A 16,233-nucleotide genomic window follows, 5' to 3' on the forward strand; every position below is an offset into this window, starting at 1 on the left:
GGGATTATAGTAGGTAGATGGCGCACTTTCGACACATTTGCTATATTTGCGCGCCTGAGAGACAGGAGTTTTCCCTATGACATCCCGACGAGACTGGCAGTTGCAGCAGCTGGGCATTACCCAGTGGGCTTTGCGTCGCCCGACGGCGTTGCAGGGCGAAATCGCCATCTCCATCCCGGCGCACGTTCGTCTGGTGATGGTGGCGGAAGAACTGCCTGCCCTGAATGACCCCCTGATCGGTGATGTCCTTCGCAGCCTGAAGCTGACGGCCGACCAGGTTTTACCGCTGACGCCAGAGCGTGTCGCGATGCTGCCTCCTGATAGCCGCTGTAACAGCTGGCGTATCGGAGAGGCAAATGAGATCTCTCTTCAGGGGAGCCAGATCTGCTCGCCAGCGCTGGACGAACTGAAAGCCAACCCAAAAGCGCGCAGCGCGCTATGGCAACAAATCTGCGAATATGAACACGATTTCTTCCCTCACGACGCCTGACCTGTCCACCGCGTTCGCGATTGAAACACGCGCCCACGCGTTTCCGTGGAGCGAAAAAACTTTCGCCAGCAATCAGGGCGAACGGTATCTGAACTACCGCCTGGACGTTGACGGCACCATGGCCGCTTTCGCGATCACGCAGGTTGTTCTTGATGAAGCGACGCTGTTTAATATCGCGGTTGATCCCGCGTTTCAGCGCCGTGGGCTGGGAAGAGAACTGCTTGAGCACCTCATCCGTGAGCTCGAAACCCGTGACGTTTTCACCCTGTGGCTGGAGGTGCGCGAGTCGAATGTCGCCGCCATCGCGCTCTATCAAAGCTTAGGCTTTAACGAGGCGACAATCCGCCGTAACTACTACCCCACCGCAGAGGGACGTGAAGACGCCATTATCATGGCTCTGCCGATTGGATAACGAATATAAGGTTGTAACGATGAAATGGGACTGGATTTTCTTTGATGCCGACGAAACGCTGTTTACGTTTGATTCGTTCGGCGGCCTGCAGCGGATGTTTCTCGACTATAGCGTAACCTTCACCGCTGAAGATTTTCAGGACTATCAGGCGGTAAATAAGCCGCTGTGGGTGGATTACCAGAACGGTGCCATCACCGCGTTACAGCTTCAGCACCAGCGCTTTGACGTCTGGGCGGAACGCTTAAAGGTCAGTCCGGGGACGCTGAACGAGGCTTTCCTTAACGCCATGGCCGATATCTGTGCGCCGCTGCCGGGCGCGGTTTCCCTGCTGAATGCGTTGAAAGGCAAGGTGAAACTGGGGATCATCACCAACGGTTTTACCGCCCTGCAGCAGATCCGCCTTGAGCGCACCGGCCTGCGCGATCATTTCGACGCGCTGGTGATCTCGGAAGAGGTTGGCGTGCCGAAGCCGGATCCGCGTATTTTCGATTATGCGCTGGCGCAGGCCGGAAATCCCGACCGCGATCGCGTCCTGATGGTGGGTGATACGGCAGAGTCAGATATCCTGGGCGGCATGAAGTCAGGTCTGTCGACCGTGTGGCTCAACGCGCATGGCCGCGTGAAGCCTGAAGGCATCGAGCCGACCTGGACCGTGACGTCGTTGAACGAACTGGAGCAACTCCTGTGTAAACAATGATTGCCTGCCCCCCGTTGATGGGTAAAATAGCCGCAATTTTGTATTCCATGATGCGTGGCGTGCTGCCGCGCTTATAAAAGAAGATTTAATTATGACGTTGTCTCCTTATCTGCAAGAGGTGGCCAAGCGCCGCACTTTTGCCATTATCTCTCACCCGGATGCCGGTAAAACGACCATCACCGAGAAGGTGTTGCTGTTCGGACAGGCGATCCAGACTGCGGGTACCGTTAAAGGCCGTGGTTCCAGCCAGCATGCAAAATCCGACTGGATGGAGATGGAAAAGCAGCGTGGTATTTCGATTACCACCTCCGTGATGCAGTTCCCGTATCACGACTGCCTGGTGAACCTGCTGGACACCCCGGGCCACGAAGACTTCTCCGAAGATACCTACCGTACCCTGACGGCAGTGGACTGCTGTCTGATGGTGATCGACGCCGCGAAAGGTGTAGAAGACAGGACCCGTAAGCTGATGGAAGTCACCCGTCTGCGCGATACGCCGATCCTCACCTTTATGAACAAGCTCGACCGTGACATCCGCGATCCGATGGAGCTGATGGATGAAGTAGAAAACGAGCTGAAGATCGCCTGTGCGCCAATCACCTGGCCAATTGGCTGCGGTAAGCTGTTCAAAGGGGTGTATCACCTCTATAAAGACGAAACTTACCTGTATCAGACCGGTAAAGGCCACACCATTCAGGAAGTGCGCATTGTTAAAGGTCTGGACAACCCGGATCTGGACGCGGCGGTTGGCGAAGAGCTGGCCGCGCAGCTGCGCGAGGAGCTGGAGCTGGTCAAGGGCGCGTCTCACGAATTCGACAAAGAGCTGTTCCTGAGCGGCGAAATTACCCCGGTCTTCTTCGGTACCGCACTGGGTAACTTCGGCGTTGACCACATGCTCGACGGCCTGGTGGAGTGGGCGCCGCAGCCGATGCCGCGCAAAACCGACACCCGTGAAGTGGAAGCAAAAGAAGAGAAGTTCACCGGCTTCGTATTTAAGATTCAGGCCAACATGGACCCGAAACACCGTGACCGCGTGGCCTTTATGCGCGTGGTGTCCGGTAAGTATGAAAAGGGCATGAAGCTGCGCCAGGTGCGTATCGGGAAAGACGTTGTCATCTCCGACGCGCTGACCTTTATGGCGGGTGACCGTTCGCACGTTGAAGAGGCCTATCCGGGCGACATCATCGGGCTGCACAACCACGGCACCATCCAGATCGGTGATACCTTCACCCAGGGCGAAATGATGAAGTTCACCGGTATTCCGAACTTCGCGCCGGAGCTGTTCCGTCGCATTCGTCTGCGCGATCCGCTGAAGCAGAAACAGCTGTTGAAAGGCCTGGTCCAGCTTTCCGAAGAGGGCGCCGTGCAGGTCTTCCGCCCAATCGCGAACAACGATCTGATCGTTGGCGCGGTCGGCGTGCTGCAGTTTGACGTGGTCGTTGCGCGTCTGAAGAGCGAGTACAACGTGGAGGCGATTTACGAATCGGTGAACGTCGCGACTGCGCGCTGGGTTGAGTGTTCTGACGTGAAGAAATTCGAAGAATTTAAGCGTAAGAATGAAGTTCAGCTGGCGCTGGATGGTGGCGATAACCTGACCTATATCGCGCCAACGATGGTGAACCTGAACCTGACGCAGGAACGTTACCCTGACGTTCAGTTCCGTAAAACCCGCGAGCACTAATCCCCTCTCTGAGCACGGCTCCCGCCGTGCTCTTCTTTAATTCCTGTCTTATTAATCCCTTGCGGAATGTTCTTAATTCAACGCAATTTCACGCTATTCGCGCGTTTTTTGCCCAATTCTGAAAGCGGCTCTGTGAGAGTGATCTATATTTAACTCAGTGTTTAACACCGGGCGTGGATAAATTAACTGTTCAATGCATGACTTTAGGTTATCCATTTTGCCCGCGTGTTTATTCGCAATATATAAAACTACTAAGGAAGTATGCAGCCCGAATAACGGGTCAACACAGGAATAGATCGATGAATATGACAAGACTGAAGATTTCTAAAACTCTGCTGGCTGTAACTCTGGGTAGCGTTCTGGTGAGCGGCTCCGCCCTGGCGGAAAGCAGCACCATGGATAAAGCACAATCCACGGCCGATAACGCAGGGCAAAAAATCGATAGCTCTATGAATAAAGTCGGCAACTTCATGGATGACAGCTCAATCACAGCAAAAGTGAAAGCCGCACTGGTGGATGATGAAGCCATTAAGAGCACCGACATTTCCGTTAAGACCGACAAGAAAGTGGTCACGCTGAGCGGCTTTGTCGAAAGCCAGGCTCAGGCTGAACAGGCGGTGAAAGTGGCGAAAGGCGTCGAAGGTGTCGCATCCGTCAGCGATAAGCTGCACGTACGTGACGGCAAAAACGCGTCGGTGAAAGGTTATGCCGGTGATGCAGCCACCACCAGCGAAATCAAAGCTAAACTTTTAGCGGATGACATCGTGCCGTCCCGTAAGGTGAAAGTAGAAACCACCGATGGCGTGGTTCAGCTTTCCGGTACGGTAGATTCGCAGGCGCAAAGTGAACGTGCCGAGTCCATCGCGAAAGCGATTGACGGTGTGAAAAGCGTTAAAAACGATCTGAAAACGAAGTAAATCTTGACCATTCGCCCGTCTGGCTAACACCAGCGGGCGAAATAAGAACGACTCTTGAAAAACGCCGGTGAGTGACCTGAGCGCTCACGTTTAGCGGCCGACATTAACTATGGTAAAGGAGAAGCTTATGTTTCGTTGGGGCATTATATTTCTGGTTATCGCGTTAATTGCCGCCGCATTGGGCTTTGGTGGACTGGCAGGTACAGCGGCATGGGCAGCTAAAATTGTCTTCGTTGTGGGTATTATTCTGTTCCTGGTCAGCCTGTTTACGGGACGTCGACGTCCATAGCAAACGCAATATTCCTTCAACAAAATAAAGCCAGTCACTGTGACTGGCTTTTTCTTATTTGCGGAACAGGTCGGGTGCGTTACTGTGGTGTTATAAAATAATCAAAACAGGAAAGCAGAGGTGGGGCAACGAATTCCCGTTACGCTCGGCAATATTGCGCCGCTGACGTTAAAACCGTTCCGCGCAGGTCAACTCGCGCTGGTCTGCGAGGGTGGCGGACAGCGCGGCATTTTCACCGCCGGTGTGCTGGATGAGTTTATGCGCGCGCAGTTCAACCCGTTTGACCTCTATTTCGGCACGTCTGCCGGGGCGCAGAACCTCTCTGCCTATGTCTGCAACCAGCCCGGCTACGCGCGAAAGGTCATCATGCGCTATACCACGGCGAAAGAATTTTTTAATCCGGTGCGCTTTGTGCGCGGCGGCAACCTGATCGATCTCGACTGGCTGCTGGAGTCGACCTCCAGCCAGATGCCGCTGGCCATGGATACTGCCGCCCGTCTGTTTGATAGCGGCAAAGAATTCTGGATGTGCGCCAGCCGGGGCGATGACTATTCGCCGGGCTATTTTTCTCCTCAAAAGGAGAACTGGCTGGACATCATCCGCGCCTCCAGCGCGATCCCCGGTTTTTATCGTACCGGCGCCCTGCTGGACGGTATTAGCTATCTTGACGGCGGGATCAGTGACGCGGTGCCGGTGCAGGAAGCCGCCCGTCGCGGGGCGAAAACCATCGTGGTAATCCGTACCGTGCCGTCGCAAATGTATTACACCCCGCAGTGGTTTAAGCGGATGGAGCGCTGGCTGGGCGACAGCAGCCTCCAGCCGCTGGTGAACATCGCGAAGCAGCATGAAACAACCTACGGCGCGATGCAGCGATTCATTGAAAAGCCGCCGGGTAAGCTGCGTATTTTTGAAATTTATCCGCCTAAGCCGCTGCTGAGCATGGCGCTGGGCAGTCGCGTTCCTGCGCTGCGCATGGATTACAAAACGGGGCGGCTGTGCGGACGCTACTTCCTGGCGACGGTGGGTAAAATGCTGGCAGAGCAACCGCCGCTTCATCGCCATAAACGCATTATTACGCCGCCTGCGATTGTCGCTAACGACGCTCTGACGGTGCCGCTTGTGGATATTCCGCAGGCGAATGACGCTTTACTGGATAACGAGGATCTGGCGTGACGCACCGCTTTATTGATACCCACTGCCACTTCGATTTCCCGCCGTTTACGGGAGATGAAGAACACAGTATTGCGAAAGCGGCCGAGGCAGGCGTTCAGGCCATCATTGTTCCTTCAGTGGAAGCGGCCTATTTTTCCCGCGTGCTGGATCTTTCCATGCGGCACTCCGCGCTCTATGCCGCGCTCGGCCTGCATCCGATTGTGATTGAGCGACATCGGGATGAGCACATTGAGGGACTTGATGAGATCGTGCAGACCGCAGGCGACAAGCTTGTCGCCATCGGTGAGATCGGCCTCGATCTTTATCGCGAGGATCCGCAGTTTGAGCGCCAGCAGACGATCCTCGACGCGCAGCTCAGGCTGGCGAAGCGCCACGATCTGCCGGTGATCCTCCACTCAAGACGCACGCACGATAAGCTGGCGATGCACCTGAAACGCATCGATCTGCCGCGCAGGGGCGTCGTGCACGGTTTCTCCGGCAGCCTGCAGCAGGCGCAGCGTTTCATTGAACTGGGCTATAAAATTGGTGTAGGTGGCACCATCACCTATCCCCGGGCCAGTAAAACCCGGGACGTAATGGCACAGTTGCCGCTGTCGGCGCTTCTGCTGGAAACTGACGCGCCGGATATGCCATTGAATGGTTTTCAGGGCCAGCCGAATCGTCCGGAGCAGGCGGCACGCGTGTTTACCACCCTGTGTGAACTGCGAAAGGAGCCAGAAGAGGTGATTGCCGACGCGCTGCTGGAAAATACCCGTTTGGTATTTAGCATCACGCTATAGATAAAGCGCCGGGCGGATCACCGTTATCTTCTGTTTTTCCAGCGCCCGCGCCAGCGGTTCAACGTCCTCGGGCGTGGCGCTGCGCCATGACGCCGCCTCACCGTACACGCCGTGCGCATGAAACGCATTGAGGCGTACCGGCACGTTTCCCAGCCCGTGGATAAACGTCGTCAGCGGCTTGAGGTGTTCCAGATAGTCACACTGCCCCGGAATCACCAGCAGGCGGAGCTCCGTCAAACGGCGACGATCTGCCAGCCAGCGGATGCTCTGCTTGATCTGCGGATTGTCGCGCCCGGTCAGGAAGCGATGGTGCGCGTTACCCCACGCCTTGAGATCCAGCATCGCGCCATCCAGTACCGGCAGCAGCTTTTGCCAGCCGGTTTCGCTTAACAAGCCGTTGCTGTCGACCAGGCAGGTCAGATGATGCAGGGCGGGATCGGCTTTGATCGCGGTGAACAGCGTTACTAAAAACGGCAGTTGCGTTGTGGCTTCCCCGCCGCTTACGGTGATCCCCTCTATAAACGGTGCAGATTTGCGGACCTGAGCGAGGATCTCCTCCACGCTCAGGCGGTGCGCCATAGGCGTTGCCTGCTGCTGGCACAGGCGCAGGCAGGTGTCGCACTGGTGGCAGTCGCTCTCCTGCCACCAGACGCGTCCCGCATGCACAATCAGCGCGTCGTGCGGGCAGTGGGGCACGCAGTCCCCGCAGTCGTTGCAGCGGCCGATCGTCCACGGGTTGTGGCAGGTTTTACAGCGCAGGTTGCAACCCTGCAGGAACAGTGCCAGGCGGCTGCCCGGCCCGTCTACGCAGGAAAAAGGAATGACCTGACTAACTAAAGCGCATCTGCTGTTCATGGCTAATCACGCGAGGCTGACGTTCCAGAATACGGGTATTACGTGCGGCTTCTTCACCCAGCCACGTGGTGTTCGTTCTCGACCCTGCTTCGCGGTATTTCTCCAGATCCGATAGCCGCACCATATACCCGGTTACGCGCACCAGATCGTTACCCGCTACGTTGGCGGTAAACTCACGCATACCCGCCCTGAACGCGCCCAGGCACAGCTGAACCACCGCCTGCGGGTTGCGTTTTACTGTTTCATCCAGCGTCAGAATATCGCTTATCCCGGAAGAGTAGTGCTTGTGATGGGGAGCCACCGCCAGCAGGTGGCTGATGGGATCCGGCTCGTCGCCGTAGGGCAGGCGCGCGCCTGGCGTGGTACCCGAATCGGAGCTGATCCCCGACTGGGCATGAAGCATCGCGCGCTGCTTCCAGGCGTGCTTCACCGGCGTGTTTTCGACAAACGCCGCAAGCTGTTCGCTGATGCGATAGCCCAGCGCGTTGGCCTGTTCATCCTTTCCGTAGCGTCCCGCTATTCCTGCTTTCTCACAGAGCGCGTTTACCGCTTCCGCCAGGCCGTACATGCCAAACATCGGCACAAACCGATCGGCATCAATCAGCCCCTCTTTCACCAGGAAGCTATTCTCAAAGAAGCCAGATTGCTCGTACAGGAAACCGCAGCGTGCATCGATGATGGCCATTTGCTGCTGGCAGTAGTGCGGGAGCGTGCGGGTGAAGAAGTCTTCAATGGATGTGCTGCGTTCAGCAATGGCTTTGAGGTTAAGGCGCACCAGGGTGCTGCCACCGCCTGCAAGCGGCAGGGAGTTGTAACAGCTCACCACGCCGTAACGGCCTTTTGTGAAAATTTTATCATTCACCGGGCCATAAGAAATATGAGGTTTGCTGCATTCACATATGTTTTTCGCCACCTCAAGCAGCAAATCATCCGGGGTGATATCCGGATCGTAGATAAAGGTCAGGTTTGGCGCGACCTGCTTCAGCTCTGCATCGGACCGCAAAATGGCACGGGTGATGGGGCCGTCAGCAGGCCCGATGTTTGCGTGCATAAACGCATCGGGCAGCGTACGGTCGAGATAGCGCCAGAAACGTTTTATTCGGCTATCGATCTCTTCTTGTGTTAGAATTCTAACATAAGGTTGCAGCAACGCATCAAGCTGACCGAGATAGACCGGCATCGATGTGACGGACGGAACATGATGGTAGAGGATGGTTAACAGCGAGAGGGCATCGTCGAGATCTTTTGCCCCTTCCAGCTCAAGCCATTCTGAACCATTAGCCAGAAATTTTGCGTAATCCGGCAGAACGTAACGGGGTTTGTAAGGCGCATGGCCTTCGAACATGTCGCAGATAAACCCCTCGTCCAGCGCGGCGCGCGCAGCTTCAGGGAGTGCCGGATACGGCAGGTTGTTTTCCGCTTCCAGCGCCAGAAAATGACGTTTTTGTTCCGGGGTTAACACCGGGCTTGTCACAATCTGCTGGCAACGTTGCTGCAGGGCGTCGGGGCTGGAGTGGGGCATATTCGCTTCCTTGAATGTTCTGCGGATGATGAACGGATTGTAGAAAGCCTGCCTGTTGGCGCTTTTGATCCCACAGGGGGTATTGCTGCTTTAGTCGGCAATCTCCCTACTAAAGTTTGAAGAAGATCTCATTACAGTAATGCAAATTTGTATGCAGTTTTCATTAACTGTGATGAATGTCGAAGTGTGGATGCGGGTGAATGTTAGAATACTCACAGACCCGCAAGGTAAAATTTATACGGCACTGCCGTTGGAGAATGTTATGACCGATTTAACTGCAAGCAGCCTGCGCGCGTTGAAACTGATGGACCTGACCACCCTGAACGATGACGACACTAATGAGAAAGTCATCGCCCTGTGCCATCAGGCGAAAACGCCAGTGGGTAATACCGCAGCCGTTTGTATTTACCCGCGCTTTATCCCGATTGCCCGTAAGACGCTGAAAGAGCAGGGCACCCCGGACGTGCGCATTGCAACCGTAACTAACTTCCCGCACGGCAACGACGATATCGACATTGCGCTGGCAGAGACCCGCGCGGCGATTGCCTACGGCGCAGACGAAGTTGACGTAGTGTTCCCGTACCGCGCGCTGATCGCCGGTAACGAGCAGGTCGGTTTTGACCTGGTGAAAGCCTGTAAAGACGCGTGTGCGGCGGCAAACGTGCTGCTGAAAGTGATCATCGAAACCGGCGAGCTTAAAGAAGAGGCGCTGATTCGTAAGGCGTCTGAAATCTCCATCAAAGCCGGTGCGGATTTCATTAAAACCTCTACCGGTAAAGTACCGGTGAATGCGACCCCGGAAAGCGCGCGCATCATGATGGAAGTGATCCGCGACATGGGCGTGTCCAAAACCGTTGGTTTCAAACCTGCGGGCGGCGTGCGTACCGCGGAAGACGCGCAGCAGTTCCTGGCGATTGCCGACGAGCTGTTTGGCGCCGACTGGGCCGATTCCCGTCACTACCGCTTCGGCGCCTCCAGCCTGCTGGCCAGCCTGCTGAAAGCGCTGGGTCACGGCGACGGTAAGAGCGCAAGCAGCTACTGATTGCCATACAACGCCGGATGACGCTTCGCTTATCCGGCCTACAGGATCGTAGGGCGGGTAAGCGTAACGCCACCCGCCACAACTCCCCCGATTCCGCATGGAGGTTACCGTGTTTCTCGCACAAGAAATTATTCGTAAAAAACGTGATGGTCATGCATTAAGCGACGAAGAGATCCGCTTCTTCATCAACGGCATTCGTGATAACACCGTCTCAGAAGGGCAGATTGCGGCTCTGGCGATGACCATTTTCTTCCACGATATGTCGATGCCTGAGCGCGTGTCGCTGACCATGGCGATGCGAGATTCAGGAACCGTTCTGGACTGGAAAAGCCTCAACCTTAATGGCCCGATTGTGGATAAACACTCCACCGGCGGCGTGGGCGACGTGACCTCCCTGATGCTTGGCCCAATGGTGGCAGCCTGTGGTGGTTACATCCCGATGATCTCCGGACGCGGCCTGGGCCACACCGGCGGTACGCTCGACAAACTGGAAGCCATTCCGGGCTTCGATATCTTCCCGGATGACAACCGCTTCCGCGACATAATCAAAGACGTTGGTGTGGCGATTATCGGCCAGACCAGCTCTCTTGCTCCGGCAGACAAGCGTTTCTACGCGACCCGCGACATCACCGCGACCGTTGACTCCATCCCGCTGATCACCGCCTCTATCCTGGCGAAGAAGCTGGCGGAAGGGCTGGATGCGCTGGTGATGGACGTGAAGGTGGGCAGCGGCGCCTTTATGCCAACCTATGAACTCTCTGCGCAGCTTGCCGAAGCGATCGTTGGCGTCTCCAACGGCGCGGGCGTGCGCACCACCGCACTGCTCACCGACATGAACCAGGTGCTGGCCTCCAGCGCCGGTAACGCCGTCGAAGTGCGTGAAGCCGTCCAGTTCCTCACCGGGGAATACCGTAACCCGCGCCTGTTTGACGTGACCATGGCGCTGTGCGTTGAGATGTTAATCTCCGGCAAGCTGGCCAAAGACGATGCGGAAGCGCGCGCGAAACTGCAGGCGGTGCTGGATAACGGCAAAGCGGCGGACATTTTCGGCCGCATGGTTGCAGCCCAGAAAGGCCCGACCGATTTCGTCGAAAACTATGCGAAGTACCTGCCGACCGCGACGCTCAGCAAAGCGGTCTATGCCGATAGCGAAGGGTTTGTCTCCGCCATGGACACCCGCGCGCTGGGTATGGCGGTGGTCTCGATGGGCGGCGGTCGCCGTCAGGCATCGGACACCATTGATTACAGCGTCGGCTTTACCGATATGGCTCGTCTGGGCGACAGCGTTGACGGCCAGCGTCCGCTGGCGGTGATCCACGCGAAAGACGAAGCCAGCTGGCAGGAAGCGGCTAAAGCGGTGAAAGCGGCTATTACGCTTGACGATAAAGCGCCGGAAACCACACCGACTGTCTATCGCCGTATCACCGAATAGCGGTATACTGATCTGATCAATCATTTTTAAGCACTACGTACGGAGAACAATTATGAAACGTGCATTTATTATGGTGCTGGACTCATTCGGCATCGGCGCAACCGAAGATGCAGAACGTTTTGGTGACGTGGGTTCCGATACCATGGGTCACATCGCGGAAGCCTGTGCGAAAGGCGAAGCGGACAACGGTCGTAAAGGCCCTCTGACTCTACCTAACCTGACCCGCCTCGGGCTGGTGAAAGCACATGAAGGCTCTACCGGTAAAATCGCAGCCGGTATGGACGGCAACGCGGAAGTCGTGGGCGCCTATGCCTGGGCGCACGAGCTCTCCTCCGGTAAAGACACCCCGTCTGGCCATTGGGAAATCGCAGGTGTGCCGGTGCTGTTCGACTGGGGCTATTTCTCCGATCACGAGAACAGCTTCCCGCAGGAGCTGCTCGATAAGCTGGTGAAGCGTGCCAACCTGCCGGGTTACCTCGGCAACTGCCACTCTTCCGGTACCGTGATTCTGGATCAGCTCGGCGAAGAGCATATGAAAACCGGCAAGCCGATTTTCTACACTTCTGCTGACTCCGTGTTCCAGATTGCGTGCCATGAAGAAACGTATGGCCTGGATAAACTCTACGAGCTGTGCGAAATCGCCCGTGAAGAGCTGACCGAAGGCGGCTACAACATTGGGCGCGTGATCGCGCGTCCGTTTATCGGCGACAAAGCGGGTAACTTCCAGCGTACCGGTAACCGTCACGATCTGGCCGTTGAGCCGCCGGCGCCAACCGTGCTGCAGAAGCTGGTTGAAGAGAAGGACGGTCACGTGGTGTCCGTGGGTAAAATCGCGGATATCTACGCTAACTGCGGCATCACCAAAAAGGTCAAAGCGACCGGTCTGGATGCGCTGTTCGATGCCACCATCAAAGAGATGAAAGAAGCGGGCGACAAGACCATTGTCTTCACCAACTTCGTGGACTTCGACTCCTCCTGGGGCCACCGTCGCGACGTCGCAGGCTATGCGGCTGGTCTGGAACTGTTCGACCGCCGTCTGCCGGAGCTGATGGAACTGGTGGGTGAAGATGACATTCTGATCCTGACCGCGGACCACGGCTGTGACCCAACCTGGACCGGTACCGACCACACCCGTGAGCACATTCCGGTGCTGGTGTACGGCCCGAAAGTGAAGCCGGGCTCGCTGGGGCACCGTGAAACCTTCGCGGACATCGGCCAGACTATCGCCAAATACTTTGGTACGTCTGACATGGAATATGGCAAGGCCATGTTCTGAATCATGTTGGGTGAGGTCTGATGCCCTCACCCCGACCCTCTCCCGCAGGGAGAGGGTGAAAAGAATAAACAATGTTAAAGGAACTGAAGATGGCAACTCCTCACATTAACGCAGAAATGGGTGATTTCGCTGACGTCGTATTGATGCCGGGCGACCCGCTGCGCGCGAAGCACATTGCAGAAACCTTCCTGGAAGACGTGCGTGAAGTGAACAACGTTCGCGGCATGCTGGGCTTCACCGGTACCTATAAAGGCCGCAAAATTTCCGTTATGGGCCACGGTATGGGTATCCCATCCTGCTCTATCTACACTAAAGAGCTGATCACCGATTTCGGCGTGAAGAAAATCATCCGCGTTGGCTCCTGCGGCGCGGTGCGCATGGACGTTAAGCTGCGCGACATCGTTATCGGTATGGGTGCCTGCACCGATTCCAAAGTTAACCGTATGCGTTTCAAAGACCATGACTTCGCAGCGATTGCTGACTTCGGCATGGTGCGCGACGCGGTTGACGCAGCAAAAGCGCTGGGCGTTGAAGCGCGCGTGGGTAACATCTTCTCTGCGGACCTGTTCTATGCCCCGGACGGCGGCGAGATGTTCGACGTGATGGAAAAATACGGCATCCTGGGCGTGGAAATGGAAGCGGCGGGTATCTACGGCGTCGCGGCTGAGTTTGGTGCGAAAGCGCTGACCATCTGTACCGTGTCTGACCACATCCGTACCCACGAGCAGACCACCGCTGCCGAGCGTCAGACTACCTTCAACGACATGATCAAAATCGCGCTGGAATCCGTTCTGCTGGGCGATAAAGCGTAATTCTGTCTCTTCCCTCCCTCTCCCACAGGGAGAGGGCTGGGGTGAGGGCACCAGACCGCACCTAGCGCACGGCCTGCGCAATCCATGCTGACAAATCCCTTAACTCTTTCTCCTGCTCAGGGAAATCCCCAATCAACGCGTCACTCTCCTGCTGCAGCATATCCGCCCGATACAAACAGCCCTGCAGACGAGCGGCCAGCGCCTCTAACGGTGCCGGATTGAGACTATCCGTAAAGACCTGCGTACGGGTAATGTGGCCCTTCTCCACGTCAAAGTGCAATTCCACGCCGCCCCAGGTAAAACGCTCATCCAGTAGATGGGAAAACGCAGGAGCCTGACCGAAGTTCCACTCCCAGCTGCTCTGGCGGGCGAAGGTGTCGGCGAAGTTGGGCAGATCCGGGGTTTTGTCTGGGGAGATCACTTCTGCTTCCACGCGCTCGCCGTAATGTTCAAAGAACGCTTCACGGATCGCGTCGCAAATCTGCTCGTGCGTAATCCCCGGCAGCAGCTCCACCAGATTTGCCACGCGCCCGCGTACGGACGTAATGCCCTTGGCCTGTAACTTTTTCTTATCAGGATTAAGGTAGTTCGCCAGACGGCTGAGATCGGCATTCAGCAGCAGGGTGCCGTGGTGGAACCCGCGATCCATCGTTTCGCGGTAGGCGGAGCCGGACACCTTGCGATCCCCGTCGGGGGTTTTCACCACCAGATCGTTACGTCCTGAGGCTTCAGCCGTCACGCCGAGCGCGTTAAGGGCGTTGAGGACGATGGACGTCGAGATGGTTTTGTCGTATTCCGGTTTTCCCGCCATAAAGGTAAAGCAGGTATTGCCCAGATCGTGAAAGACCGCGCCACCGCCGCTGCTCCGGCGCGCGAGGCGGACGTTATCCTCTTCCATACGCCGCGTATTGCACTCTTTCCACGGGTTTTGCGCGCGGCCAATGACCACCGTATCGGCGTTACGCCAGAGAAAGAGGACGCGCTGGGTGGCGGGCATCTGGCGGAAGATGCACTCTTCCACCGCGAGATTAAACCAGGGATCGTAAGAGTCAGAGATAAGCAGGCGTAACGTCGTCATGGCAAAGTTCCTTTTCTGAATCGTTCGCCTACTTTATCACTATTCTTTCTTCTCGCTCTCTTCGTCTTCGGGAACGGATCTGCTGGCGGTCAGCAGGAACGGGGATTGCTGCCATCGCGAGCGCTTGCCGCGAAGCAGGGTGCGCGCCAGCACAACGCCGATGGCGAGAGAAAGCAGCAGCATCAGGCGCAGAATATTGGTGGTATTATCGACCTGCTTGGCTTCAGTGGGCAGGGTGTGGGTGTCGAGCGTCAGGCGCAGATACCCCAGGGGGCCATTCTTACCCTGAATAGGTTCAACAAGCTGCTGGTTGAAGTAGCCGCCGGCTTTTTTACCGTCAAGCGCCAGCCTGTCGCGCACGTCGACATGTTCGCCCGCGCGGGCAATCAGGTTGCCTTGCTCATCATAGACGCCAGCATCAAGAATGCGGCTATTCTCCGTGAGCAGGCGTAAAACCTGGCCTATTCGCTTATCGTCCGGCGTTTCGGTTCGCATGGACGGTGCGACGTTGAGCGTCACCTGGCGTGCCAGCGTGCGGGCCAGCTCTTCAAACTGCGGGTTGCGTTGCCGTTGATGATTCTGGCTAAACCACGATGCCCCCTGCATCAGCACCACTAAGAGTGCGAGACAGGAAAGGACGATCACGGCGCGATGGAGCCGGAATTTCAGTTTTGCGCGAGCCATATTCCACCTGCTGAAAATTTACGGCTTAATGTTGCCAGAAGTGATGGTTACAGGGTAGCCTCATGCGTTATTTTCCCTCTGCAACCTTCCGGCGCGAACGAAATTACAGGAGCTTTAATGCCGAACATTACCTGGTGTGACCTGCCAACGGATGTCTCTTTATGGCCAGGATTGCCGCTCTCTTTAAGTGGCGATGAGGTGATGCCTCTGGATTACCATGCCGGTCGTAGCGGCTGGCTCCTTTACGGACGCGGTCTGGATAAGCAACGCCTGACCCAGTATCAAACCAAACTGGGTGCGGCGATGGTCATCGTCGCCGCCTGGTGTGTGGAAGACTATCAGGTCATTCGCCTGGCAGGCTCTTTGACGCAGCGCGCCACGCGTCTGGCGCATGACGCCGGGCTGGACGTCGCGCCGCTGGGTAAAATTCCGCACCTGAAAACGCCAGGCCTGCTGGTCATGGACATGGACTCTACCGCCATTCAGATCGAGTGTATCGACGAAATTGCGAAGCTGGCGGGCAGCGGCGAGCTGGTGGCGGAAGTCACCGAGCGTGCGATGCGCGGCGAGCTGGATTTCACCGCCAGCCTGCGCCAGCGCGTGGCGACCCTGAAAGGGGCCGATGCCAACATTCTGCGCCAGGTGCGCGACGTTCTGCCGCTGATGCCTGGGCTGACGCAGCTGGTGCTGAAGCTGCAGTCCCTCGGCTGGAAGGTGGCGATCGCCTCAGGTGGCTTCACCTTCTTCGCGGATTACCTGCGGGAAAAACTGCATCTGACCACCGTGGTGGCCAACGAGCTGGAGATCATGGACGGCAAGCTGACCGGCCAGGTGATCGGCGATATCGTTGATGCCCAGTACAAAGCCAATACGCTGACGCGCCTCGCGGAAAAATATGAAATTCCGGTTGTCCAGACCGTCGCTATCGGGGACGGCGCGAACGACCTGCCGATGATCAAAGCGGCCGGCCTGGGCATTGCCTACCATGCCAAGCCAAAAGTGAATGAAAAGACGGAAGTCACTATCCGTCACGCTGACCTGATGGGGGTGTTCTGCATTCTCTCCGGCAGCCTTAATCAGAAATAACGAGGTAA

Annotated in this window: 17 protein-coding genes; 13 read left to right on the forward strand and 4 right to left on the reverse strand. The window is 56.7% G+C overall.

What is annotated here, in order from left to right; genetic code table 11:
• Window positions 1-76 precede the first annotated feature (76 nt).
• From ELK40_RS03790 to ELK40_RS03825, 8 genes are all read left to right on the forward strand, one after another.
• Entirely contained in the window at window positions 77-490 is a 414-nt protein-coding gene (locus ELK40_RS03790) for a DNA polymerase III subunit psi (protein ID WP_008502079.1), read from the forward strand.
• Entirely contained in the window at window positions 459-902 is a 444-nt protein-coding gene (gene rimI, locus ELK40_RS03795) for a ribosomal protein S18-alanine N-acetyltransferase (protein ID WP_127729546.1), read from the forward strand. Before ELK40_RS03790 ends, rimI begins: the two co-directional genes overlap by 32 nt.
• A 19-nt stretch (window positions 903-921) precedes the next feature.
• Window positions 922-1,599, forward strand: coding sequence for a pyrimidine 5'-nucleotidase (gene yjjG / locus ELK40_RS03800; protein WP_127729548.1), 678 nt, complete (start codon window positions 922-924; stop codon window positions 1,597-1,599).
• 91 nt (window positions 1,600-1,690) lie between these two features.
• On the forward strand, window positions 1,691-3,280 hold the full coding sequence (prfC, locus tag ELK40_RS03805; RefSeq protein WP_127729550.1) for a peptide chain release factor 3: 1,590 nt from the start codon (window positions 1,691-1,693) through the stop codon (window positions 3,278-3,280).
• A 299-nt stretch (window positions 3,281-3,579) separates the two neighbouring features.
• Window positions 3,580-4,197, forward strand: coding sequence for a molecular chaperone OsmY (gene osmY / locus ELK40_RS03810; protein ID WP_039260909.1), 618 nt, complete (start codon window positions 3,580-3,582; stop codon window positions 4,195-4,197).
• A 127-nt stretch (window positions 4,198-4,324) separates the two neighbouring features.
• Window positions 4,325-4,486 (forward strand): DUF1328 domain-containing protein, encoded by a 162-nt coding sequence (locus ELK40_RS03815; RefSeq protein ID WP_003856556.1) that lies wholly within the window; start codon window positions 4,325-4,327, stop codon window positions 4,484-4,486.
• A 120-nt stretch (window positions 4,487-4,606) separates the two neighbouring features.
• The gene (locus ELK40_RS03820) at window positions 4,607-5,659 is read left to right on the forward strand and encodes a patatin family protein (RefSeq protein ID WP_008502074.1); all 1,053 of its coding nucleotides are present in this window, start codon (window positions 4,607-4,609) and stop codon (window positions 5,657-5,659) included.
• Window positions 5,656-6,438 carry a TatD family hydrolase gene (locus ELK40_RS03825; protein WP_127729552.1) on the forward strand — a complete coding sequence of 261 codons (783 nt, stop codon included), beginning with the start codon at window positions 5,656-5,658 and terminating at the stop codon, window positions 6,436-6,438. The genes ELK40_RS03820 and ELK40_RS03825 overlap by 4 nt, the downstream gene beginning before the upstream one ends.
• On the opposite strand, the gene ELK40_RS03830 is transcribed toward ELK40_RS03825, so the two are convergent.
• Window positions 6,433-7,293, reverse strand: coding sequence for a YjjW family glycine radical enzyme activase (locus ELK40_RS03830; RefSeq protein WP_127729554.1), 861 nt, complete (start codon window positions 7,291-7,293; stop codon window positions 6,433-6,435). The two genes, ELK40_RS03825 and ELK40_RS03830, sit on opposite strands and share 6 nt — an antisense overlap.
• A complete protein-coding gene (locus tag ELK40_RS03835) occupies window positions 7,268-8,815 on the reverse strand; it encodes a YjjI family glycine radical enzyme (protein ID WP_127729556.1) in 1,548 nt (515 codons plus the stop codon). Before ELK40_RS03835 ends, ELK40_RS03830 begins: the two co-directional genes overlap by 26 nt.
• Before the next feature lie 262 nt (window positions 8,816-9,077).
• Between ELK40_RS03835 and deoC the strand changes: the two genes are divergently transcribed.
• The 4 genes from deoC to deoD all read left to right on the forward strand — a co-directional run bounded on the left by deoC (window position 9,078) and on the right by deoD (window position 13,377).
• Window positions 9,078-9,857 carry a deoxyribose-phosphate aldolase gene (gene deoC / locus ELK40_RS03840; RefSeq protein WP_023303054.1) on the forward strand — a complete coding sequence of 260 codons (780 nt, stop codon included), beginning with the start codon at window positions 9,078-9,080 and terminating at the stop codon, window positions 9,855-9,857.
• A 109-nt stretch (window positions 9,858-9,966) separates the two neighbouring features.
• Window positions 9,967-11,289 (forward strand): thymidine phosphorylase, encoded by a 1,323-nt coding sequence (gene deoA, locus ELK40_RS03845; RefSeq protein WP_127729558.1) that lies wholly within the window; start codon window positions 9,967-9,969, stop codon window positions 11,287-11,289.
• A gap of 52 nt (window positions 11,290-11,341) precedes the next feature.
• Complete coding sequence (gene deoB / locus ELK40_RS03850) at window positions 11,342-12,565, forward strand: phosphopentomutase (RefSeq protein ID WP_127729560.1); 1,224 nt, start codon at window positions 11,342-11,344, stop codon at window positions 12,563-12,565.
• An 89-nt stretch (window positions 12,566-12,654) separates the two neighbouring features.
• Window positions 12,655-13,377 (forward strand): purine-nucleoside phosphorylase, encoded by a 723-nt coding sequence (deoD, locus tag ELK40_RS03855; RefSeq protein WP_032643987.1) that lies wholly within the window; start codon window positions 12,655-12,657, stop codon window positions 13,375-13,377.
• A 61-nt stretch (window positions 13,378-13,438) separates the two neighbouring features.
• Here the strand turns inward: deoD and lplA are convergent, their stop codons facing one another.
• Together lplA and ELK40_RS03865 are read right to left on the reverse strand one after the other, a co-directional pair.
• Entirely contained in the window at window positions 13,439-14,455 is a 1,017-nt protein-coding gene (lplA, locus tag ELK40_RS03860; protein WP_127729562.1) for a lipoate--protein ligase LplA, read from the reverse strand.
• Between the two features lie 39 nt (window positions 14,456-14,494).
• Entirely contained in the window at window positions 14,495-15,139 is a 645-nt protein-coding gene (locus tag ELK40_RS03865; protein ID WP_115876488.1) for a YtjB family periplasmic protein, read from the reverse strand.
• A gap of 117 nt (window positions 15,140-15,256) precedes the next feature.
• Between ELK40_RS03865 and serB the strand changes: the two genes are divergently transcribed.
• Window positions 15,257-16,225: a phosphoserine phosphatase gene (gene serB, locus ELK40_RS03870; RefSeq protein ID WP_008502066.1), complete on the forward strand. Its 969-nt coding sequence runs from the start codon at window positions 15,257-15,259 to the stop codon at window positions 16,223-16,225.
• The last annotated feature ends 8 nt before the right edge of the window (window positions 16,226-16,233 follow it).

Source organism: Enterobacter sp. N18-03635 (genome assembly GCF_004006055.1).
Classification (GTDB): domain Bacteria; phylum Pseudomonadota; class Gammaproteobacteria; order Enterobacterales; family Enterobacteriaceae; genus Enterobacter; species Enterobacter vonholyi.

Bases quoted from the DNA above. Each gene is read 5' to 3' on its own strand.
- ELK40_RS03790 (WP_008502079.1), top strand. From the start codon at position 77: ATGACATCCCGACGAGACTGGCAGTTGCAGCAGCTGGGCATTACCCAG.
- rimI (WP_127729546.1), top strand. From the start codon at position 459: ATGAACACGATTTCTTCCCTCACGACGCCTGACCTGTCCACCGCGTTC.
- yjjG (WP_127729548.1), top strand. From the start codon at position 922: ATGAAATGGGACTGGATTTTCTTTGATGCCGACGAAACGCTGTTTACG.
- prfC (WP_127729550.1), top strand. From the start codon at position 1,691: ATGACGTTGTCTCCTTATCTGCAAGAGGTGGCCAAGCGCCGCACTTTT.
- osmY (WP_039260909.1), top strand. From the start codon at position 3,580: ATGAATATGACAAGACTGAAGATTTCTAAAACTCTGCTGGCTGTAACT.
- ELK40_RS03815 (WP_003856556.1), top strand. From the start codon at position 4,325: ATGTTTCGTTGGGGCATTATATTTCTGGTTATCGCGTTAATTGCCGCC.
- ELK40_RS03830 (WP_127729554.1), bottom strand. From the start codon at position 7,293: ATGAACAGCAGATGCGCTTTAGTTAGTCAGGTCATTCCTTTTTCCTGC.
- ELK40_RS03835 (WP_127729556.1), bottom strand. From the start codon at position 8,815: ATGCCCCACTCCAGCCCCGACGCCCTGCAGCAACGTTGCCAGCAGATT.
- deoC (WP_023303054.1), top strand. From the start codon at position 9,078: ATGACCGATTTAACTGCAAGCAGCCTGCGCGCGTTGAAACTGATGGAC.
- deoB (WP_127729560.1), top strand. From the start codon at position 11,342: ATGAAACGTGCATTTATTATGGTGCTGGACTCATTCGGCATCGGCGCA.
- deoD (WP_032643987.1), top strand. From the start codon at position 12,655: ATGGCAACTCCTCACATTAACGCAGAAATGGGTGATTTCGCTGACGTC.
- lplA (WP_127729562.1), bottom strand. From the start codon at position 14,455: ATGACGACGTTACGCCTGCTTATCTCTGACTCTTACGATCCCTGGTTT.
- ELK40_RS03865 (WP_115876488.1), bottom strand. From the start codon at position 15,139: ATGGCTCGCGCAAAACTGAAATTCCGGCTCCATCGCGCCGTGATCGTC.
- serB (WP_008502066.1), top strand. From the start codon at position 15,257: ATGCCGAACATTACCTGGTGTGACCTGCCAACGGATGTCTCTTTATGG.